This window comes from Sphingobium sp. DN12, assembly GCF_051058005.1.
Classification (GTDB): Bacteria; Pseudomonadota; Alphaproteobacteria; order Sphingomonadales; family Sphingomonadaceae; genus Sphingobium; species Sphingobium yanoikuyae.
In genome coordinates this window covers 1,889,984-1,911,662 of record NZ_CP173717.1, presented here as the reverse complement: position 1 = coordinate 1,911,662, position 21,679 = coordinate 1,889,984, and the positions used below count along the sequence as shown (strand labels likewise).

Sequence of the window (21,679 nt, the reverse complement as noted above, 5' to 3'; positions counted from 1 at the left end):
AGTTTCTGTTTTGGGCCGGGAAGGCGAATTAGGGCGCGCTCTGGAAAAATTGCCGCTTAATCTCTATGTTGCTGGCAACAGGGTAAAAGGGGCGCGCCAGCAGGGCGGGTCCGTTCAGGGACGTTTCGATGCTGCGTAATCTCATCGCCTATCTGGATTCGGTCAAGTCGCGCGACCCTGCGCCGCGATCGCGGGCGGAAATCCTGCTCTATCCCGGTATCTGGTCGCTGGCCTTCCATCGCGTGGCGCATCGTCTCTATCGGGCGCGGCTCTATTTCCTGGCGCGGGGGGTCAATCATCTGTCGCGATTCCTGACCGGCAATGACATTCATCCCGGCGCGAAGATCGGCAAGCGCTTCTTCATCGACCATGGCTTCACCGTGATCGGCGAGACGGCAGAGATTGGCGATGATGTCACCCTTTATCAGAATGTGACGCTGGGCGGGACCGATCCCGCCAACGGGATCGCCGGCAAGCGCCATCCGACGCTGGAAAATGGCGTGATCGTGGGGTCGGGCGCGCAGGTGCTGGGGCCGGTCCGTGTCGGCGCCCGTGCCCGTGTCGGCGCCAATGCGGTGGTGACCAAGGATGTGGCGGAGGCCGCGACCATGGTCGGCATTCCCGCGCGCGCGATGCTGGTCGATGTTACCGCCTATCAGCGTGACTTCCTGCCCTATGGCACGCCCTGCTCCGATTGTTTCGATCCGGAAAAGCAGAAGCTGGAATTGCTGCAGTGCGAAGTGGAGCAGTTGCAGAAGCGGCTGGCCGAGTTGTTGGCGCAGAAGCAGGTGCCTGAACTGCCTGCCGATGATGTCGCCCTGTTCAAGGAGCGTGGCCGGGCCTGATGTCCAATGTGACGCCGTTCCCAGCACCCAACGGCCAGCAACAGGGGCAGGTCGGGTTCGATCGCCTGGAATTGCAGCGGATCATGGATCTCTATGGTCGTATGGTCGCCGCCGGACACTGGCGCGACTATGCCATGGACCTGGGGCGTGAGGCGGCAATTTTCTCCGCTTTTCGTCGCTCTGCCGAGCGTCCTGAGTATCGGATCGAGAAGCGGCCGGCGTTGCGTAACCGCCAGGGCATGTGGGCGCTGGTGGGTGAGGCCGGCCATGTGCTCAAGCGCGGGCAGGAGTTGCAGGGCATATTGGCGCCTGTCGAACGCAAATTGATGCGCATCGTCGAGGATTGATCCGCCGATCCGGTTAATTGTGCCCGCACGCTGCGGCAGTTCGGCGCATTTTCCATTCGCCCCACGTCCACATGTGCCCGCCTAGCGCCAAGTCGCGTTGCAACGGCGTCATGACCCGACTTATGCTGCATCGCGTCAACAGGTGGCTGGTTCCACTGACGCGGCAACTGTCCGAACAGGCCGGGGGCTTCGATCTTTGTCAGGGCGAGAGGTGCGCGCATCCGGATTTTCCGGAGCGCTCTGTCGCGTCCTGTCCGGATCGGGGCGATCGGCTGCGGGCGGATTGTCGATTAGCTTGCACATTGGACAAGGAGAATTGTCATGCGGATCGTGATGACCGGATCTGGTTATGTTGGTCTGGTATCGGGCGCCTGCCTCGCGGATTTCGGCCACGAAATCATCTGCGTCGACAAGGATGAACGCAAGATCGCCAAGTTGCGCGAAGGCGGCGTGCCGATCTATGAGCCGGGCCTCGCCGATCTCATCGCGCGGAACGTCAAGGCGGGCCGTTTGAGCTTCACGACCGATCTGGCAAGCTCGGTTGCGGAGGCCGATGTCGTCTTCATCGCGGTCGGCACCCCGGCGCGTCGGGGGGATGGCCATGCCGACCTCAGCTATGTCTATGATGCTGCGCGCGAGATTGCCGGCGCGCTCAAGGGCTTTACCGTTGTGGTTACGAAGTCGACCGTGCCGGTCGGCACTGGCGACGAGGTCGAACGGATCATTCGCGAAACCAATCCCGACGCCCAGTTTGCGGTTGCCTCTAATCCCGAATTCCTGCGCGAGGGTGCCGCGATCGAGGATTTCAAGCGGCCGGATCGCATCGTCGTCGGCATCGAGGACGAGCGCGCACGCCCGGTGATGGAAGAGGTCTATCGCCCGCTCTATCTCAATCAGGCGCCGCTGCTGTTCACCGGTCGTCGCACCAGCGAACTGATCAAATATGCCGCCAACGCCTTCCTGGCGATGAAGATCACCTATATCAACGAGATGGCCGAATTGTGCGAACGGGTCGGCGCGGATGTGCAGCAGGTAGCGCGCGGCATTGGCCTTGATAACCGGATCGGTTCGAAATTCCTGCATGCCGGACCCGGCTATGGCGGCTCCTGCTTCCCCAAGGATACGTTGGCGCTGGTCAAGACGGCCGAAGATGCTGGCGCGCCCATTCGCCTGATCGAAACCACCGTCGCGATCAACGAAAGCCGCAAGCGCGCCATGGCGCGCAAGGTGATCGGCGTGTGCAACGGATCGGTGCGTGGCAAGACGATCGCGGTGCTGGGCCTGACCTTCAAGCCCAATACCGACGATATGCGCGATGCGCCGTCGCTGTCGATCATCCAGGCACTGCAGGACGGCGGTGCGCAGATCCGCGCCTTCGACCCCGAAGGGATCGAGGCGGCCCAGCCGCTGCTGCAGAATGTCGATTTCTTCCACGATCCCTATGCCGCCGCCCAGGGTGCCTCGGCCGTCGTGCTGGTCACCGAATGGGATGCGCTGCGCGCGCTTGACCTGTCGCGCCTGCGCGGCGTGATGGCCGGCAATGGTCTGGTCGACCTGCGCAACATCTATCGGCCCGAAGTCGCTGAAGCGGCTGGATTTATCTATGACAGCGTTGGCCGTGGCATGGCGCCGGAGTCCGAAATGCTGGTTGAAGCGGCCGAGTAAAAGTTCCTCGCCTCGTCGCAAAAATGGCTGATTTGCGACGAGGCGAGCTTGTCTGGAAGCAATTGTTAACCCTCGTGGCGGACCCTTTAGGGACACCAAAACGGGGGTTGCATTATGCGCAGCAAATCGGCCGGCTCCATGATCGGAGCCGGAGCAATCATTACGTCTGTCTTCGCGGCAGGCGCCGCCACGATCCTGTCGGGCGGAACCAGTACGACCAGCAGCTCATCGACCAGCACGGCCGATAGCGGCACGGTCACCATCTCCAGCAGCAGTACGAGCAGTGCAACGACGACCAGCACGGCGACGACCAGCAGCACCAGCAACAGCTTTGCCGACTTCGACTTCGCCAATGGCACGGTATTGCCGGGCAAGGCGACGCTCTGGATCGGCAACGCCACCTACAAGCCGGGCAGCAGCACCGCCTATGTCCCGGTCTATCTCGATCGGGCGACGCCCAACACGGTGATCGCGCGGATCACCACGGTGAACGGCACCGGCACGCTGAAGGCGACGTCTGGCACCAATTACAAGACGGTCGATACCGTCGTTATCTTCCGGCCGGGCGATCCGCTGGAACAGACGGTGGAAGTGCCGGTCATCAGCGCGACCGAAGGCCAGCAGTTCAGCGTGAAGCTGCGTGAGGCGCCCTGGGGCGCACTGCAGGGGCAGTCGACGGCGACCGTCACGGCCAAGGCCTATGTCGCGGCCACCGAGAAGGCGACCGGCACCTTCCGCGAAGCGCGGACCTTCGCGGCCTCGGGCACGCTGCAGTTCGAACTGCTCAAGGACACGCACAAGCGGTCGGTCGATGGCGGCTGGGATCGCTGGGCCACGACCCTGTCGCATGGCCGGGCGCAGACCGGCAATGGCGAGACCGGCCTCTATGTCGACACCACCACCTATCCGGGGATCGAAGGGCCGGTCTATTGGAGCAACAAGGGCCTGGTGCTGCACAGCCAGGTGCTCAAGACGCCGATCAGCTATGAGGGCGTGACCTATAATTATGGCGCGTCGATCCTGGATGGCCGCAACTTCCTCGCCTCGCAGATCGGCTATGGCCAATATGAGTGGGAAGCGAAGATGCCCAACCGGCGCGGTTCCTGGCCCGCTTTCTGGCTGATCTCGACCAGCGGCTGGCCGCCGGAAATCGATGTCTATGAAGGCTTTGGCTATCAGAGCTATTGGGATTTCGATCGCCATGTCGGCCAGACGATCCATGTCGGCGCCAACAGCACCCGCTATGACCAGCGCGGCATCGTCATCCAGACCGAACAGGCCTATGGCCTGTCGGGCTATTCGCAGGATTTCCACAAGTTCGCGGTCGATATCCAGCGTGACTACATCACCTGGTTCGTCGACGGCAAGGAAACCTACCAGTCGGTCAACCCGTTCAAGGGCTTCCGCTTCTATCCGCTGATGAATGTCGCGGTGAAGACGACGGGTGCCTATGACGATGGCAGTGGCGACATGACCATCCGCAGCTTCAAGGTCTATTCCGCGCCATAATAGGCTCGGCTGCCCCGGCCCGTCAGGGCATAGAGGCGGCCCCAGCATTTGATCCACTGCCCGGCGATGTCGACCCGTCGCGCGCCGGGCAGTAACAGGGCGAGGAGACCGGCGGTCCGCATCGCGAACACCGCCAGCGTCCGACCGAACAGGGTGAGGGTGCCGAGGATGCCGGGCCGATGCTTCCGGCGGGTCAGCGTCTCGGTAAAGCCGATCCGCCACATGCGGGACAGTATCCAGCCGAGCCGGACCCGTTCGGGCGGCACCCATTCGCTGACGCGCGCATCTGCGGCCCAGCCGAAACCGATGCCAATATCATATAGCCGGGTGAGGTAATCCAGATCCTCGCCGCCGCTGCGATTGAAGCGCGGATCGAACCAGGGGGCGGGCAGCGCCTCTAGCGCCTTGCGGCTGAGCAGCAGATTGTTGCTGGCCCATAGCATATCGGTGGCGCCCGAAGGCCGATCCTCTGCCCGGAAAACCAGCGCTTCGCGCGCCCAGTGCGGCGGGGGGCGCAGGAAATGGGCGTCGACCGGGCCGCCAACCACATCGGCGCCGCACATCTCGCGACAGGCCAGCAGCGCGTCGAGCCAGCCGGGCTGCGGCCATTCATCATCATCGATCATCGCCAGATACTGCATTGCCGGAGCTGCCAGTGCGGTGGCGACGATCGCGTTGCGGACCGAGCAAAGGCCGGGCTCTGGCACATGCAGGATGCGGATCGGCAAAGGATAATCGGGGTCATCCTGCATCTCGTGCGCGACCATCGCGCCTTCCTGCCCGACGGGGTCGTTGTCGGCGACCAGCAACTGGACATCGTCATGCGGCACGACGGCGGCCAGGCTTTCGAGCAGGTGGCGCAACTGGCCCGGCCGGCGGAACGTCGGGATGGCGATCCAGATGGTCGGGGCGGCGGGCATCAGGCAGCAACCTTGACGGGGGCCGGGCGGGCGCGCCCGCCGCGTTGCAGCCATTTGATGATCTTGTGGCCCGGCAGCTCGATCAGGCGATAGCTCGCCCAGCAGAGCAGCCAGGTGGCGACCAGCATGGCGGCGATGAAGACCCAGTCGTGGCCGACAAAGCCGTGACGATGGGCGATGCCCATGACACGGGCCATGATGTCGCGCACAAGCGGGTGCCAGAGGTAGATGGAGTAGCTGATCAGGCCCAGATGATAGCTGACCGGATTGGCCATCACCGCGCGAGCGGCGGCGCCATCATAATAGCAGGTGAGGACCAGCGCCGGCATCAGGCAGACGACCAGCACGTCGGCGGCTCGGGGCAGCATCAAGGCGACAGCGATAATGACACATATGGCGGCAAATCGGCCGGGGCCGGCAAGCAGGCTGCGGGTCAGCGCCATGTCGCGGATGCGATAGGTCAGGACGCCCAGGGCAAAGCCGGCAAGGCAGCGCAGCAGCGTCAGCACCGTGTCATAATCGTTGACATCCAGGGGGCCACTGGCGCCCCGGCCGGAACTGGCGACCAGCACCAGAATGCCGACGCACAGTGCCAGTTGCGCCCAGGCCCAGCGGGAAAAGGCCATGATCGCGATCAGCGGATAGAGGAGATAGGCGGCAACCTCCGTGCTGACCGACCAGCTGTTGCCCGCAATCGGCTGGGTGCCCCAGCCCCAGCTCTGGATCATCAGCAGGTTGGTGAGGATATTGGGCAGGTCGAGCGGGATCGCCTGCGTCCCCGACACATTGACCAGGATGCGGGCCATGAACACCAGCGTCACGATCAAGTGCAGCGGCCAGACGCGGGCGGTGCGGTTGATCAGGAAGTCCATGTAACTGGACCGCCCCAGATTGTGCATCAGCCGGTCATAATAGCCGTAGGAAATGACGAAGCCACTGAGAATGAAGAATAAATCGACCGCCAGATAGGCGCGTGAGAAAAGCGGGATCGCGAAGGCCTGAAAGGCCGGCGCATGGGGAATATGGTAGAGCAGGACCGAAACGGCGGCGATGCCGCGCAGGCCCGTGAGCGAGGAAATTCTCATGCGGCATGTCTCCCGGCCGGCGGCGCGTCGTCGAAGGCCGCAGCGATGGCGTCCCACAGCGGCTTGCGGCGCAGGGAACCGTCCAGCGGCAATCCGCGCGACAGCTGGCCGTCGGGCCATTTATAATCCTTGTAGTTGGACAGCCAGGAATAGCGGTCCGACAGGCCCCAGCAGAGCACGGCCTGCATCGCCGGATTGTCCAGCGCGACATCGATGAAGGCCCGGCCGACACTGGCAACTTCGCTGTCACGCTTGGCCGGGTTGGGCGGGCCGCCAATGTCGGCAATGTCGAACTCGGTAATCTCCAGCTTCAGGCCGTAGCCGCGCAACTGGTCAAGGAAATCGGCGAAGCGGCGCTCGTTGAACCCCTCCTTATAGGGTTTGAGATGCCCCTGGATGCCGATCGCGTCGATCGGCACATCGCGCGCCTTCAGCCGGTCGAGCAGCTTCAGCATCGCGGTCCGGCGCCGTTCGCAACGCGGCGAGTCATGTTCGATGCCATAATCGGTCAGGAACAGGGTCGCCCTGGGATCGGTCTCGCGCGCGGTGTGGAAGGCGATGTCGATATAATGTTCGCCCAGCGCCTGCATCCACATGCTGTCGGCGCGCATCCCGTCGGCGCGGCCGTCATTGGGCTCCAGCGCCTCGTTCACCACGTCCCATTCCTGGATGCGCCCGGCATAGCGGGGCATGGCGGTGGTGATATAGCTGGTCATCAGTTTCCGGCGGCCGCGATCGCTGGCGGCCTGCAGTGCGGGTTCCAGCCATTTGGGCTGGGCAGCATACCAGACCAGGGCATGGCCGCGCGCGCGCATGTCATGCTTCTGGGCGAAATCGATGATCTGGTCGGCACCGCTGAAATCATATTGGCCCGGTTTGGGTTCGGTCGTGCCGCGCTTCAGCTCATATTCCTGCACCAGGATATTGCATTCCTGCGCCACCGCCTGGGTAAAGCCGGCATCCTCGCGCAACTGGCGCGACTTGACCGCTGCGCCGAAATAGCGGCCCTTGGCACGGGCATGGGTCGCGAGGCCGGGCGGCATGGCGGCCGCCGCCACGCCAGCGGGCAGCGTCGCCGCCAGCGCCATGCCGCCGGCCAGAAATTCGCGACGCTTCACAGGCGCGGCCTCCCGCCCACCATCTGGGCCATGTCGATCCATCGGTCGGAAATCCGGCGATAGACCGGGTCGGGCAGGATGATCTGCATCAGCACGGTCGCGGCCAGTCGAGGACCGAAGGCGCCGCGCAGCACGGCGCCGACATAATAGCGCATCGCCTGAAACCGGCTGGTCGGCCAGATGCTCTTGGCTGCATGCCAGCCCATATAGGCGGAAAAGGCACGGGCCGAGATATGCGGGCGCAGGTCGCGCAGCCAGATGAGGCTGCCGACGCTGCCGCGCACCGCCGACAGCCGATGTTCGGCATCGCGGTCGGCCCAGATCGTGCCGGGCCGCGCGGTCATCTGGAACTGGCCGCCGGCCAGCGCAAGGCGAACGGCAAAGTCGGTATCGTCCCCGAACTTCACATCCTCGCGATAGCGGACCTTGTTGGCGAGGCCGCGACTGAGCGCCAGGCTGCTGGTCTGGATGAAGCCGCGATCGCACATGAGATAACGGTCGATCGTCTCGCCGGTCGCGATCGCGCGCGGGGGCTTCAGGAAATTGCGGCCCTGGCCTCGATCGACCAGCACCTGACCATAGGCGACCACATTCTCGTCCTGTTGCAGCAGGGGCAGCAGGTCGGCGAGATGATGGGGCAGGAAACGGTCATCGCAGTCAAGGAAGGCGATATAGCGCCCGCGCGCCTGCGCGATCCCGGTGTTGCGTGCTGCCGATGCGCCGCGATTGGGCTGGACGATGACGCGCAGGCGCGGATCTGCGATCCCGGCCAGCACCTGTTCGGTGTCGTCGGTCGATCCGTCGATCACGACGATCACCTCGATCAACGCGATCGTCTGGTCGAGCGCGGACAGCACCGCGTCGACCACCTTGTCGCGGCGCTGATAGGTCGGGATGACCACGGAAAAGAGCGGCGAGGCCGCCTGTTCCTGCAGCGCGGACGGAGGTTGCCAGGCCGCCATCACGAACGGGCGCCGCTACTGAGGGCATCGGCCTTGCCGAAGCGCAGGACGAAGCCGTTGACGAGCGAACGATAGAGCGACTTTGGCATGTAGGAGCGCAGCACCTGGCGCGCGATTACCCGTGGCGGCACGCCGCCGGCGGTCAGGCCGATGGCGAGGTCGCGGATCGCCGCGACCGGGCGGATCGGCGCCATATGATAGGCGAGCACGGTAGCGCGATAGCCACGCCGCGCCCGATTGGTCAGCATATGGCCGCAGCGATCGAGCCAGTCGAGCGAGGTTTCATAGCCGCGTACATAGGAGGTACGGCCGACCTCTGTGGCGTCCAGCCAGATGGTGAGCGGCCGTTCGATCATCCGGAAGCGCGCGCCGGCGCCCTGAAGCCGGACGCAGAAGTCGAGATCCTGCCCCTTCTTGAGCGCGGGATCGAACAGCACCTGCTGGGCCATGCGGGTCGGCACGACCATCGTCGAGGTCTGCATGAACTGGTTGGCGCAGAAGAGATATTCGCCGACATCCTCATCTTCCCGAATGCCGCGGTCTGGGCGGATCCAGTAACGGTCGACGCCCCGGTCCACCTTCATCCGAGAATAGAGCACGGCATGGCCGTCGTCGTCCGCCAGCGCTTCCGCCATGGTCGACAGCTTGCCGGGCAGGAACAGGTCGTCGGAATCGAGGAAGGCGATGTAGCGCCCCTCGGCGGCGAGAATGCCCCGATTGCGCGCCGCACCACCACCGGCATTGTCCTGCCGGATGTAACGCAGGCGCGGGTCGCCGATCGCCTCGATCACCGGGCCGGGATTATCATGCGAGCCATCATCGACGACGACGATCTCGAAATCGGTCCAGTCCTGCGCCAGTACCGACCGGATCGTGTCGGTGACCACGTCGGCGCGGTTGTAGAGCGGGATGACGACGGAGAAGAAGGGGATGTTGGTCATGCGCCATGGACCTTTCGATATTCTTCATAATGGATGCCGGCGAGGCCGGCGATTTTGCCCGCGGCGCGATAGAGCTTGCCGAGGCGCTCCACCCGCTTGCCGCGGTCCAATGTGGTGAGGGGGCCGACCGCGCCGACCAGGAAGCCGACCGCGATGCGGGGGCTTTCGCTGAGCGCCGCACGAAGGGCGCCGCCATGGGTGCGGGCGACGATCATGTCGGTCATGCCGACGCGATAACCGCGCATCAGCAGCCATTTGGCGGTGACCCGGCTGGCCGGGATGAGTTCGGTGACCAGCGCTTCCTCCGACCAGGCGAAGCGGAAGCCGGCGCGCTGCATTCGGGTGAAGAGCTGCTTGTCCGACCCGCCGGTGAGCGCCATGCGCTCGTCGAACGGACGGGCGCCGATGCGACGCAATGCGTTGGCGGACATCAGCACATTGGCGGTGCTGTCGACCAGCGAGACCGGGCCGGACTTGTCGCGGCGCTTGGGCTGGAGCAGCGGATGACGCGAGGCCCAGGCGGGCAGCGGGCTGTCCATCTCGCGCAGCACCGCGCCGCCGACGACATCGGCGTCCCAGCGATCGGCCGCCGTCACCAGCGCGTCGATCCAGCCAGGGCATGCCGCCTCGTCATCGTCCATCATCGCCACATGGGTGACACCGGGACGGGCGAGAGCCGCCTCGACCAAGGCGTTGCGGACCAGGGGGATACCGCGTTCCCGCACCAGCAGCGCCTCGATCGGCCAGCGATAGCCCGATGTCGCCAGCGCCTCCACCACGGCCAGCCCCTGCTGCTCCCTTGCGTCATTGTCGGCGACCAGCACATCGATCCGGTGGCGGGTTTCGAGCGCGGCGAGCGAGGCAAGCGTGCGCCGCAGCCCCTGGGGGCGATTGCAGGTCGCGATGCAGATGACGACATTAGCCATGGGAAGCCTCCGGGCGGGCGAGAAAGCGGCGGCGCCACTGCGGCAGCGGGCGCGCCTTGTAGGTGGCGTGAGCAGCGGCGATGGCCGCCAGAAAGATCACCCAGACCTGCCGATCCTTGTCGAAAAACGAGGTTTCCAGCAGATTCTGGTAAAGGACGAAGACCCAGATCGCGAAGCAGGGCACCATGATCGGCCGGTTCTGCGGCGTCGCCCCGGTCAGGAACCAGATGGCGGGCAGCGCCAGGAAGGTGAGCAGCAGCATGATGAGACCGAGCGGTCCGGTCGTCACCAGGATTTCCAGATAGCCATTGTGCGAATGGGCGGTCAGCGTCTGGAACGCCTGGTTGAGATAATCGAGCGAGGGGCTGCGATCCCCGACCTGCCAGAAGCCGCCGAAACCCGCGCCCAGGAAGGGGTGGTCCTTGAGATAGGCTAGGTCCACTTCCCAGATGGATACGCGGCCGGTGAAGGAAGTGGGATCGGCGAAGATCCGCTCGACCACCGGCTGGAAGGCGACATATAGCCACAGCACCCCGACCATGCCGAGCGCGACCATGATCAGCAGCACTGCCCGTTTCTGGGTGGAATCGCTCAGTGCCCGATAGACGGCGCAGACGCCAAGGATGGCGAAGGACAGGGCGAGCGAGGTCTTGCTCTTGGTCCCGATCACGAAGACGAAGGCCATCACCGAGAAGAGGGCATAATACCATTTCTTGGTATCGACCCAGGCATTGGCCGCGACCATGAAGGTAAGCGCCATGACCGCGCCGGCAATATTCTTGTGGAAGAAGAAGCCGCGCCAGGCGCCGATCAGCGCCTTGTCGCTCTCGGTCGGCGGATGGACCGCCGCCGAGGTCAAGGGCAGGGAGACCCAGCAGATGACGAGGGACAGGATCAGGGCGTAGCGCAGTGCCTGGAGCAGCCTTTCGGGGCCGATCAGGCTGAGCGCGCTGAAGGTGATGTAGATCACGATCAACTGCTGCATCGCCCGCTTGAACGACACGAACGGATCGACACCCCAGCTGCAGGTGATGAAGAACCAGGCGAGCATGATGGCCAGCGGCCAGAGCGTGAAGCGATAGCGTGGCGGATAGCGGCGGATCAACTGCACGCCGGTCAGCAACATGGCAAAGCCGATGAACAGCACCTGCTTGAACAGGTCCGATCCGTTATTTTCCTGCGCCATGGCCACCAGTTCATCCTGGGTGCGCGAGGCGAAGGGCTGCTGGCCGATGAAGACCAGCATCAGGAAGGTGAAATAGAAGATCTGGGCGACCAGGATCAGCCGGGCGCTTTCGGTCTTCTTGATGGCGGCGACGCCCGGCCGGGTCAGGACCGGCGCGGGAATGTCACGATGCCAGGGCGTGCTTGCCATCGCTCAACCCTCCGCCTGGTTGCGGCGCCAGCTGCGGTCGAGCTGCCAGATGCCGAGCATCATGACGAGCTGCGACAGCACGACGCCGGCGATGGAGAAGACGGGCGCGACCAGCAGGGTCAGCAGGGTGACGGCGGCAATGCCGACGCCGCAGCTGCGCAGGCTCTGGGCGGCGAGCGGACGGAACGCCTTGCGTGCCTGGGTCATGACGCTCATCGGCGTCTGCACGCACTGGACCAGCGAGAGCAGCGCGCAGAGCGCCACGGCAGTGATCACCAACTGATGGTCGAGCGTGGGCTTGAGGATCAGGCCGGGGAAGAAATAGAGCGCGCCGGCCGCGACCACGCAGGTGCCGAGCCACAGGAAGACAAGGGCGCCCATGAAGATGCGTTCCGACTGGATCGCGGCCTGATGATCGCCGCGCGCGACGGCACGGGTCATGCGCGGGCGTTCCAGCTGGGTGAGGGCGGTGATGCAGACATTGACCGGGCGGAAGAACAGCATGCCGACGGCGATCGGCGCGAAGGCGGTGGGCCCTGCCAGCAGGGTCACGGCATAGCTGTGGGCGTTCGACGTCGCCTCGGTCGACAGCACGCCGACCAGCGTCCAGGCTGACTGTTCCTTCCACACCGGGCGGTAGGCGCGCAGGGCGGCCAGCGGCGACATGGCGACATGGCGGCGCAGATAGGGACTGCCGAAGGGCAGCAGGCCAGCCAGGCTGGCGGCGACCAGCATCGTGCCGATACCGGTGAGGTCCGCGCCGGTGCGCATCGCGACCAGCAGGCCAATGAGGATGGTCGCGGCATAGGCGATGTCGGACCGGGCGGCCTGCATCGGCGCATGATGGGCATAGGCGTTGGACCGGCCGAACCAGCGGATCAGCGACAAGGTGCCGGCGAGGCCGAAGACCAGGGCGGCCTGCGGCGTCGCGGTGGTCCAGGCGATGGCGGCGCAGATCAGGCCCTGGCTGAGCGAGAGCAGCAGGTTGACCGGAAAGAAGAAGCCATGCGCCGCGCGATCGACATCCTCGCCCTGATTGACGGCGATCGTATAGGGCGTCGACACCAGCGCGTTGGACAGGCTGTAGCCGAACTGGATGATGACCAGCAGGAAGGCGAGCACGCCGATGCCGGTGGTGGCGAGATGATGGATCGAGAAAAGCTGGACCAGCAGATGGCTGACCGAGACGATCGCCGAGGAGAAGCTGGCGAGGCCGAAGCGGCCGAAGATGGTGCCCAGGCGCTGGGTACGGCCGGAAGCCGCCTGCGCCTCAGCCATGGCGGTGCTTCCAGATCAGCCACAGGGCATGGGGATTGGTGGTGATATAGCGCCAGGCCAGTTCCTTGGGCCTGGTGCCCATGCGGTGCAGCCATTCCAGGCCATTGCGCTGCATCCACATCGGCGCGCGCGGATAGTCGCCGGTGATATAGTTGAACAGGCCGCCGCAGGTGACGATCCAGCCGGCCTTGATCCGATCGCGATTGCGCACGCAAAAGGCCTGCTCGCGCGGCTTGCCGGTGCCGACCCACAGGACGTCGGGTGCGGCCGCATTGATCGCGTCGATCACCGCATCCTCTTCCTCCGGCTTCCAGAAGCCGTTGCGGCGCCCCGCGACGGTGAGGCCCGGTGCCATTTCGACGATTCGATTGGCGCAGGCGGCGTTCACCTTCTCCTCGCCGCCAAGCAGATAGTAGCTGACACCGGCCTTGGCTGCGGGCACCAGGCTGTCGATGAACATGTCGGTGGTGCTGGATCTGTCAGCAATCGGCGGCTGGCCGACCCAGCGCGATGCGGCGACGACGATCTGGCCATCGGCATGGATCAGGTCCGCCTGGGCCAGATTCTCGCGAAAGCCCTTGTCCGTGGCGTTCATCGACAGGCCCTGACCATTGCAGTCGAAGATCAGCAGCGGGCGCTGGTCGAGCGCGCGGCGGAGCGGCGCCTCGCCCAGCATCCGGTCGATCAACGCGTCGAGCGACAGGGTCGACACCGGAATGCCGCCGACCAAGGCGATTTCCTCCGGCGTGGATACGGGCTGTTGCAGCGGTTGGCGGGGAATGGCCTGCTCCAGGCTCATGCGATCACGCTCCCTGCGATTGCGACGCCGTGGCGGTCCAGATCGTCGATCACGCGGCGCATATCGGCGATCGCGGTCTCGCCGCGCCGGGCGACAATGGTGACAGCATCGAAGCCCGCGAGGATGGAGCCGAATGGCGTCTGCTCGCCGCGCCGCTGGGCGAGGTAGAAGAGCATCGACGTGTCATGCAGGCCCCAGCCGGCGGCGGTGTCCGCCAGCGGCCCCTTGGTCACCAGGCTGGATGCGCTGCCCGATGCCCGGCCGGCGGTCATCAGCCAGAGGCCATCGACCGCCGTGCGTGCGGCGGGCAGCAACGCGGCACTGCCCAGCAATTGTTCGGCCAGACCCGCCTTGTTGGCGACGCGGAACAGCCGGTCGAGCGAGGGGCGGTCGATATCGACATCGACCAGCATCGTCTGCCCGTCCATCTGCGCCATCACGACGGCCAGATTGGCGGCAAGGATCGCGGCCTCGTCGCCCGCGTCGATCGACAGGATGGCAAGGCGCAGGGCCGCGCCGTCGCTGTCCTTTGCCGCCGCGCGCATCTTGGCGCGGATGGTGCGGACCTTGGCGGCATAGGCATCTGCCGGGTCGAAGGCGCTGACCACCAGCGGATCGACTCGCTGGTCGCCGGCCGCCAGCAGCGGGAAGCCGCCCTGCATGGCGAGGATGACGCCTGCCGTTTCAGGATCGAGCAGGCCAAGGTCGATCGCCGCCTGCTGGAAGGGCTGGCCGGCGGCATGGCCATGGGCTTCGATCCGGCCGATGTCGGTTTCGGCGAGGAAGCCATGTTCGACCGCGAGTTGCGCGAAATCCTTGGTATCGCGGGCGCGGGGCTTGAGGCCGGTCGTGGCGCCGGCGGTCAGATGGGGATGGGCACTAGCCGTGGAACGCAGTCTCATGCGGCCTCCTGTCGCTTGGGGAGCCAGCCGCCCCGCGCGGGGGCAGGCAGCAATTCGGTGATGACTTCGACCTCGGTCGCGCGGGCCACGCCGGCGGCGGAGCGGACGCGGGGCTGAGCGATTTCGATCAGGACGACCGCCGCGATGCCGCCGACCAGGCCAAGGGCGATGCCGCCCACCAGCCAGAGCAGCAGGTTGGGCTTGGCGGGCAGCAGCGGCACGCTGGCCTCGTCGAGCAGGCTGGCATTGGGCTGCGAGATCTGGCTCTTGAGCGCCGCTTCGTTGAAGCGCTGGCGCACCGTGTCATAGGTCTGGCGGGCCGCATCGACGTCGCGCTGCATGACCATCAACTGGTCCTGCACGTCCGACATGCGGATCATGCGGTCTTCCTGCGATGCCATGTTCGACTTGAGGTCGCCCTCGCGGCGGCTGGCGGCGACGCTGTTGGCGCTGACCGCACCGGCCTGGCTGGCGCGGGCGGCGCCGAGCTTGGCCTGGAGTTCGGACAGTTGGGCCGAGGCGGCGGCCATGGTCGGGTGGTTCGGACCAAGGGTCTTGCCCAGTTCCTGCACCTTGGCCGACTGGGCCGCGACCTGTTCCTGCAAATTCTGGACGATCAGCGACCCTTCGATGTCGGACACCGAACCGGCGCCGGCCTTGCCGCGCGCGGCGGCGGCTTCGGCCTGGGCCTGGGTGAGCTGATAGGACATGTTCTTCAGCTTCTCGGCCTCAAGATCCATGCGGTTGATGCCGATGATGTCATGGGCGCGCTGGAAGTCGGACAGGCGCTTCTGCGCATCCTCATAGCGGCGGCGCACGTCGGCGGTCTGTTCGTTGAACCATTTGGCCGAGGTGCGCGCCGGCGAGGCGCGCAGTTCCACCTGCTCGCGCATGTAGATCTGCGCGGCGAGGTTGGCGACGCGGGCGGCGACCTGCGGATCGGGATCGAGATACTGGATCTGCAGCACGTTGCTCTGGCGGCCGGTGGTCACCAGCAGCCCGGCCCGCACGCGCGCGGCGGCCTGTTGCAGGCGGGCATCGGCCGGCATGTCCGCGGGCAGCGCGTCGATGAAGCCCGCTTCCTTTGCGACCGCATTGATCACCTTGGCGCTGCGGATGATGTCGGTCTGGGTGCCCAGGATCGAGTCCACCTCGACCCGGCCCTGATTCTGGGTCGTGTCGGTCGGATCGGTCTGCGACAGGTCCAGCATCAGCGAGGTCGTCGCCATATATTGGCGCGACTGCATGAAGGCCGCGACCGCGATCAGCAGGAACAGGGCGCCGCCGATCATCGCGGCGACCCGCCAGCGCGCCTTGACGGCGGCGGCAAGGTCCAGGGGGTTCATCGTCATAGTCCGTCCACTCCTCGGAGCATGGCGCGCATTTCCTCGGCCGGCGTCGGCGCGACCGTGCGCGGCGCGGGCTGCTTGGCCATCAGCAGCAGAAATTGCGGCGCCAGCGTATCTTCAAACATCCACAATTCGCCGCCCGGCGTGGGCGTGAGGGCAGGCTGCAACCGGGCCAGCGCATCGCTGGCATCGGCCTCCATGCCCGGATATTCGCCCAATATGTCGCTGCCGACGCGCAGCAGCCGCTCCAGCGAAATCGCCGACATCTGCGATGCGACGATGCCGGCCAGCGCGATCATCCGGCGCCCGGATGCGCTGTCACGCAGGGCGCGGGTGAACAGGCCATGGCTGGCGCTGCTCATTTCCGCCCAGTCGTCCAGCGCACTGGCCAGGCCCTGTTCGACATCGCTGGCGGTCACCTGCTCGCGGCCGCCGGCCTCGGTAACAAGCGCCGCCTGCATGCCGAACAGCCGGGCGTGATAGGGCGACCCCATCGCCGCGCCGGCGAGCGCCTCGACGGCTTCGGGCGTGATCGACAGTCCGGCCTTCTCGCCGCAGCTTGCCAGCAGCAGTTCCAGCTCGGGGCGGGCGATCGGGCTGACCCGCTGGGGCGCGATATGGCGGCGGAGCGAGGGATGGGCGGCGATCAGGCCGTCGACGTCCCCGGCAATGCCGACCAGCACCACCTGCACCGGCGAATGGATATCGGTCAGCAGCTTGAGCAGCGTTGCGACATCCTGCTTGGCGGTGTCGGAGCGGACCCGGTCATACTCGTCGAGGATCAGGATGGAGCGCTGGCGCACCTCCTCGACCAGCAGGGTCGCAAGGCCATTCACGTCCAGCGGACCGGTAGCGAGCTTGCGGGCCCGTTCCTGGCCCGCGCCGCTCATCGGCAGTTCGGTCAGGAAGGGGCGGAACAGCGAGTCGAAATCGGCCTCGCCGCTCGCGGACCCGTAAAGGGCGACGCAACCCGCCTCGTCCGCCAGATCGCCGAAGACGCGCGCAAGCGAGGTCTTGCCCGATCCGCGCGTGCCGAAGATGATTGCATGCTTGCGCTGGACCACGATCGCCTCGACCAGCTTTTCCAGCTCATTGTTGCGGCCGGCCAGGCCATGGCGGTCGGTCACCGGCATGGCGGTGTTGAAGGCGCTGTAGATCGAATCCCGGCGCAGGCTGATGGGCTTGAGCGGCGTTGCCATCGCGCCCATCGAAAGCGGTCGGGGGGTGTCGTCGGGCGCCGGTTCGGGCTCGGCCGACCGGTGGAAGCTCGGTGCGACCGGTTCCTCCAGCAGCAACGGGGCCTGATCGGGGATGACGCGGGCGGAGGGGCTGGAGCCGCCGGCCAGTCGGCGCGGCAGGGACCAGAGCCAGTCGAGCGTGCCCGCCGAGCGGGCGCCGAAATCATGTTCCATCGCGGTCAAAACAGCTTCTCCCGGATGATGAGGACGTCTTCGGGCTTGACCGGGTCATCCAGCTTGGCCTGGACCTCCTGGCCGCCGCGCTTCACCTTGATGCTGCGGGTCGATCCGGCGAGGGTCGGACCACCGGCCAGGGCAAGCGCCTGACGGAAGGTCTGGCCCGCGACATAGGAGAAGGCGCCGGGCTGCTGGACCTGGCCATAGACATATACCTTCTCGGCCGGCGGCACGAACAGGATGTCGCCGGCCTGGAGCGGCCGTCCGGCGCCAGCGCTCATGTCGGTGAGCGAGATGCGCACCGCGCCGCTGCCATCGGCGGGGGTCAGGATGACGGCATTGGCGCCGGCCGTCGTCGCGCCGCCGGCCTTGGCCAGCATCGACGCCACCGTATAGTTGCGGTCGAGCGGATAATTGCCGGCCTGGGGCACATTGCCCAGCACCGTGACCGAGCGGCTGACATAGTCGCTCACCTCGACGCTGACCGAGGGTTTGGTCAGATAGCCGCCACCGGCATAGCTCGCCGCGATGTCGGACGCGAGCTGGGATGTGGTCTTGCCTTTCGCATCCACCGGCCCGACCAGTGCGAGCAGCACCGTGCCATCGGCCTTGATCCGGGTTTCGGTCGACAGGTCGGGCTGGCCGAAGATCGAAATCTTCAGCTGATCGTCCGGACCGAGCAGATAGCCGGCGGGGGCAGACGCCGCCGGCCGCGCGGGCGTGGCGGCAACCGCCGCGGCTGCGGCGGCACCGGCAGGCGCCTGTGCCGTTTGGGTTTGGGCCGACAATGCGGTCGGCACCGCCAGCAGGGGGAGGGCGGCAAGGATATGGAAGCGTGTCGCTATTCTCATGGGTCAGGCTCCCTTCGGGTCAAAAGCGCAGCAGGGCTGAGAGCGTCACCTGCGTGCCGCTATAGTTGGAGACATCGGTGTCGGTCCGACGGCGGTAATGCTGGGCGTCGAGGCTGAGATCGAAGCGATCGGTCAGTTTGCGCTTGAGCGTCGCGCCGAACTGGCGATTACGGTCAGCCTCGATCGAGAAGGGGCGCAGCGCCGCATCCTGCCGGAACTTGCGCCTCTGCCAGTCGGCATAAAGGCCGGCCGAGGTCAGTTCGCTGATCGCGAACTCCCCTTCGATCCGATAGCTGGACCGGATCGCGAAGCCGCTGGCGATCAGGCTGTCGTTCATGATGTCGCGGGCGGTGGAGGCGGTCAGCTTCACGCGCGGAATGATGCTGGTCGACAGCCGCACATCCCAGCCCATGCCATTATAATTGCCGACCGCGGCGGAATCGCTGCTGACATCCAGCCATTGCAGGTCGGCATCGATCTGGGTGATCGGCGTGACCGAGCGCTGGAAGCGCAGGCCATAGGCGTTGATACGGTTCTTGATGCCCAGCGTGCGCCGGTCGCTGACCGTCCGCTCATAATAAGTGGTGAGCGTGCCGAAACTGGGCTTGTTATAGCCCAGGCCGACCTTGAAGCTGTCGCTGTCCTGGTCGGCATAGTCGAAGTCATCGGCATTGCGCGTCGTGTCATGCTGGTAGCCGGCGACCGGGAAGAAGCCTGGCCGCTCGCACGACAGGTCGGCCCCCAGCGTCGAGAAGCGCTGGAGATTTTCGGTCGCGGCGTTGATGTCGCCATAATCGGCGCGCTGCTGGCGATAGCTGGCGCGCGGCGTGATGCCGCAGGTCGCTCCGAATCGAATCGTGGCCTTGGCCTCCGCATCGAGTCGCAGCTTGCTGCGCTGGGTCTCCGACACGAACTGGTCATAGCCAGCCTTGGCCCGGATCTGGATGTCGTGCCGACCGACTGGATGGGCATAGGTCGCCTCGATCGAGGGTGTGACGATCAGGTCGCCGGTGGGGTCTTCGACCCGGTCGTCGACGCGATAGACATTGTCGTCATAGAGAAGATCGAGCCCGGCCGTCAGGTGCAGGCCGAGCGTATCTATGCGCTTGTCATCATCCTGGGCCTGCGCCGTGGAGGGCAGGCCGGCGAACAGCATTGCGCCGCCAAGAGCGGCCATGGCGGCCGCATGCGGCCATGCAAAATCATTTGCTGCGGGCGCACAGGGGCGCGCCCGCAAACACGGGTTATGGGCATTATCCAAACGCATGAATCCTTATTGCATTGCAGCAACAAGGGGCATGCTAATCGTATTTTTACGTAATGCACACGGGTCCGGACGCGACTTGTCGCGCCAAAACAACGGCTCGTTTCATCGACGAAAGGAGCCGTTAACAGCCGATCCCGGCTGTTAATCTGAGGGCAAGGAAACTGGCCCCGATCAGAAGATCAGATAAGCGATCGCGCCGATTGCCGCGCAGAAGGCGAGGATGCCCGCCCAGCGCGAAACAAACTGGATCGGACCTTCCGCGCGGTCGGCGATCGACAGCGCATGGCCGTTATCGGGGAGATCGCGGACGGCGATGCCCGCATCGGAAAAGGAGGTTTTCGTTGCGGCAACTGCCGCCAATTCATCAGCCACGACCGTCATCCTGGGAACTTTATGAACGGTCGTTAATATAGGATTTTAGGGTTCACAAATAGTTTACATCGGCATGAAAGCCGGCTCAGCTCATCGCAAAAGCCGGCTTCTGATGCGGAAAATCCTCAATCCTGGTCAAAGCCCCTGTAAACATTGGGGCTTTGCCAGGAAGCGGGATCAATAGGCGTTGCGGTGAACCAGAACCCGTGCCGTGCCGACCAGGATGCCGATGTCGCGCATCAGGCTCCAGCCATGCAGATATTCCAGATCCGCCTCGACCCGGTTCAGAATGTCGCGCCGGGTTTCGGTCGCGCCGCGGAAGCCGCGGATCTGGGCCAGGCCGGTGATGCCGGGCTTGAGCGCATGGCGATGCCAATATTGGCGGTCGACCTGCCAGAACAGCTGGTCCTCGGCGGTCGAGCCCAGCGCATGGGGGCGCGGGCCGACCAGGCTCATCTCGCCAAGCAGCACGTTGAGGAGCTGGGGCAGCTCGTCGATGCTGGTGCTGCGGATGAAGCGGCCGACGCGGGTGATGCGGTTATCGTCGCGCTGGGTCGAGGTGGCGCCGGCGGTGTCGCACTGTTCCACCCGCATGCTGCGGAACTTGAGGATGTGGAACAGGCGGTTGCCGCGGCCGATCCGTTCCTGGCGGAAGAAGACCGGGCCAGGCGAGTCCAGCCGGATGGCGACGGCCACGGCGATCATCAGTGGCGCCAGCGCGATGAGCACCGGCACGGTCAGGATGATGTCGAGCAGCCGCTTCTTGGCGCGATTGGCAAGATTGAGCGGGCCGCGAGCGACCACCAGCGTCGACACGCCGCGATGGCTCTGCACCGCGAGCGGCGCCATCGGGTCGAGCTCCGGCACGATGATCTCGCCCAGGATATTGCCGCCCTTGAGCATCTGCGCCCAGTCTGCCTTGCGCTCCAGCGGGCAGGAAATGACCACCCGATCGAAATCGCGCAGCAGCATGCCAAGCCGATGCAGCATATAGGGATCGTCAAGATCGGCGCGCAGGCCGAGCGTCGGTGCGTCCACGATCGTCATGCCGTTCACATCGTCGGGGATCAGGCCGTCGTCGATGATCAGCAACTGGGCGAACAGCCCTTCGGCGAAATGGCGACGAACGGCGCGGACGACCAGCACCCGCTGCATCACGATCAGCGCGCCGCTGAAGAACAGGCCTGTGCTGATGCCCAGGCGCGAGAAATTGTCGGTGACCTTCAGCGAGAAGACGACCAGCAGGAAGATCAGCAGGGTTCCGGCGAAGGCCATTACTGCACTGCGGCATGACGCTGTCATGCTGGTCAGGCAACGCGGGTTATAGGCCTGGTTGTGAAAGGCGATGGTGCCATAGACCAATATCCCGCCGGCGAGCGGTTGCCAGACCTCCATCGACAGGATCGGAATACCCGCCACGCGCAGGCCGATGACGAACCCTGCGGCCAGGGCCATCATGTCTGCAAGCAGCAGAACCAGGCTCAGCCACAGGCGCGCGTTCCGCTGGAAAGCGGCGGTGGCGGGCTGGCGACTGGGGGTTCCTGCAATCGCCAGATCTATTTTGGACATCGGCAACCCTTTAAATGCGTCGTGACGTCATGGTCCGCCCGCCCGTCGTCAGACGGTGGCGATCTTTCCCCAGGACATCCGCTGCCTTTGATTTATGTTGCGTAGCAGCAGGACATAGTTGCTCGGTTGTTACAATTGGGGGAGGGATATTCGGACGCACATTTCCGACGATCCGTTGAGCGCG

The 21,679-nt window shown here is 65.3% G+C and carries 20 protein-coding genes; 4 read left to right on the top strand and 16 right to left on the bottom strand.

Annotated elements, in window-relative coordinates; translation table 11 throughout:
• The first annotated feature begins 128 nt into the window (after positions 1–128).
• From epsC to ACI6S0_RS08955, 4 genes are all read left to right on the top strand, one after another.
• Positions 129–845 (top strand): serine O-acetyltransferase EpsC, encoded by a 717-nt coding sequence (gene epsC / locus ACI6S0_RS08970; protein WP_434405581.1) that lies wholly within the window; start codon positions 129–131, stop codon positions 843–845.
• The gene (locus tag ACI6S0_RS08965) at positions 845–1,192 is read left to right on the top strand and encodes a DUF2794 domain-containing protein (protein WP_004212406.1); all 348 of its coding nucleotides are present in this window, start codon (positions 845–847) and stop codon (positions 1,190–1,192) included. Before epsC ends, ACI6S0_RS08965 begins: the two co-directional genes overlap by 1 nt.
• A 321-nt stretch (positions 1,193–1,513) precedes the next feature.
• Complete coding sequence (locus tag ACI6S0_RS08960) at positions 1,514–2,857, top strand: UDP-glucose dehydrogenase family protein (RefSeq protein WP_434405580.1); 1,344 nt, start codon at positions 1,514–1,516, stop codon at positions 2,855–2,857.
• Positions 2,858–2,971: 114 nt separating this feature from the next.
• Positions 2,972–4,366 (top strand): family 16 glycosylhydrolase, encoded by a 1,395-nt coding sequence (locus ACI6S0_RS08955; RefSeq protein ID WP_434405579.1) that lies wholly within the window; start codon positions 2,972–2,974, stop codon positions 4,364–4,366.
• Here the strand turns inward: ACI6S0_RS08955 and ACI6S0_RS08950 are convergent.
• The 16 genes from ACI6S0_RS08950 to ACI6S0_RS08875 all read right to left on the bottom strand — a co-directional run bounded on the left by ACI6S0_RS08950 (position 4,351) and on the right by ACI6S0_RS08875 (position 21,495).
• Positions 4,351–5,286 (bottom strand): glycosyltransferase family 2 protein, encoded by a 936-nt coding sequence (locus ACI6S0_RS08950; RefSeq protein ID WP_434405578.1) that lies wholly within the window; start codon positions 5,284–5,286, stop codon positions 4,351–4,353. The two genes, ACI6S0_RS08955 and ACI6S0_RS08950, sit on opposite strands and share 16 nt — an antisense overlap.
• A complete protein-coding gene (locus ACI6S0_RS08945) occupies positions 5,286–6,371 on the bottom strand; it encodes an acyltransferase family protein (RefSeq protein ID WP_434405577.1) in 1,086 nt (361 codons plus the stop codon). Before ACI6S0_RS08945 ends, ACI6S0_RS08950 begins: the two co-directional genes overlap by 1 nt.
• Complete coding sequence (locus ACI6S0_RS08940) at positions 6,368–7,489, bottom strand: endo-1,4-beta-xylanase (RefSeq protein WP_099232683.1); 1,122 nt, start codon at positions 7,487–7,489, stop codon at positions 6,368–6,370. Before ACI6S0_RS08940 ends, ACI6S0_RS08945 begins: the two co-directional genes overlap by 4 nt.
• Positions 7,486–8,451 carry a glycosyltransferase family 2 protein gene (locus tag ACI6S0_RS08935; protein WP_004212417.1) on the bottom strand — a complete coding sequence of 322 codons (966 nt, stop codon included), beginning with the start codon at positions 8,449–8,451 and terminating at the stop codon, positions 7,486–7,488. The genes ACI6S0_RS08940 and ACI6S0_RS08935 overlap by 4 nt, the downstream gene beginning before the upstream one ends.
• The gene (locus ACI6S0_RS08930; protein ID WP_037521495.1) at positions 8,451–9,392 is read right to left on the bottom strand and encodes a glycosyltransferase family 2 protein; all 942 of its coding nucleotides are present in this window, start codon (positions 9,390–9,392) and stop codon (positions 8,451–8,453) included. The genes ACI6S0_RS08935 and ACI6S0_RS08930 overlap by 1 nt, the downstream gene beginning before the upstream one ends.
• Positions 9,389–10,318, bottom strand: coding sequence for a glycosyltransferase family 2 protein (locus ACI6S0_RS08925; RefSeq protein WP_037521501.1), 930 nt, complete (start codon positions 10,316–10,318; stop codon positions 9,389–9,391). Before ACI6S0_RS08925 ends, ACI6S0_RS08930 begins: the two co-directional genes overlap by 4 nt.
• A complete protein-coding gene (locus ACI6S0_RS08920) occupies positions 10,311–11,693 on the bottom strand; it encodes an O-antigen ligase family protein (RefSeq protein ID WP_434405576.1) in 1,383 nt (460 codons plus the stop codon). Before ACI6S0_RS08920 ends, ACI6S0_RS08925 begins: the two co-directional genes overlap by 8 nt.
• A gap of 3 nt (positions 11,694–11,696) precedes the next feature.
• Positions 11,697–12,971 (bottom strand): polysaccharide biosynthesis protein, encoded by a 1,275-nt coding sequence (locus ACI6S0_RS08915; RefSeq protein WP_010339075.1) that lies wholly within the window; start codon positions 12,969–12,971, stop codon positions 11,697–11,699.
• Complete coding sequence (locus ACI6S0_RS08910) at positions 12,964–13,770, bottom strand: WecB/TagA/CpsF family glycosyltransferase (protein WP_434405575.1); 807 nt, start codon at positions 13,768–13,770, stop codon at positions 12,964–12,966. Before ACI6S0_RS08910 ends, ACI6S0_RS08915 begins: the two co-directional genes overlap by 8 nt.
• The gene (locus tag ACI6S0_RS08905) at positions 13,767–14,672 is read right to left on the bottom strand and encodes a capsular biosynthesis protein (RefSeq protein WP_284110641.1); all 906 of its coding nucleotides are present in this window, start codon (positions 14,670–14,672) and stop codon (positions 13,767–13,769) included. Before ACI6S0_RS08905 ends, ACI6S0_RS08910 begins: the two co-directional genes overlap by 4 nt.
• The gene (locus ACI6S0_RS08900; protein WP_313229380.1) at positions 14,669–16,024 is read right to left on the bottom strand and encodes a GNVR domain-containing protein; all 1,356 of its coding nucleotides are present in this window, start codon (positions 16,022–16,024) and stop codon (positions 14,669–14,671) included. Before ACI6S0_RS08900 ends, ACI6S0_RS08905 begins: the two co-directional genes overlap by 4 nt.
• Positions 16,021–17,433 carry an AAA family ATPase gene (locus tag ACI6S0_RS08895; protein ID WP_434405915.1) on the bottom strand — a complete coding sequence of 471 codons (1,413 nt, stop codon included), beginning with the start codon at positions 17,431–17,433 and terminating at the stop codon, positions 16,021–16,023. Before ACI6S0_RS08895 ends, ACI6S0_RS08900 begins: the two co-directional genes overlap by 4 nt.
• A 5-nt stretch (positions 17,434–17,438) precedes the next feature.
• Positions 17,439–18,287 (bottom strand): polysaccharide biosynthesis/export family protein, encoded by an 849-nt coding sequence (locus ACI6S0_RS08890; protein WP_069338382.1) that lies wholly within the window; start codon positions 18,285–18,287, stop codon positions 17,439–17,441.
• A gap of 19 nt (positions 18,288–18,306) precedes the next feature.
• Positions 18,307–19,464, bottom strand: coding sequence for a hypothetical protein (locus ACI6S0_RS08885; RefSeq protein ID WP_434405574.1), 1,158 nt, complete (start codon positions 19,462–19,464; stop codon positions 18,307–18,309).
• A gap of 261 nt (positions 19,465–19,725) precedes the next feature.
• The gene (locus ACI6S0_RS08880; protein WP_069338383.1) at positions 19,726–19,935 is read right to left on the bottom strand and encodes a hypothetical protein; all 210 of its coding nucleotides are present in this window, start codon (positions 19,933–19,935) and stop codon (positions 19,726–19,728) included.
• 168 nt (positions 19,936–20,103) lie between these two features.
• Complete coding sequence (locus ACI6S0_RS08875) at positions 20,104–21,495, bottom strand: sugar transferase (protein WP_004212431.1); 1,392 nt, start codon at positions 21,493–21,495, stop codon at positions 20,104–20,106.
• Positions 21,496–21,679: the final 184 nt, after the last annotated feature.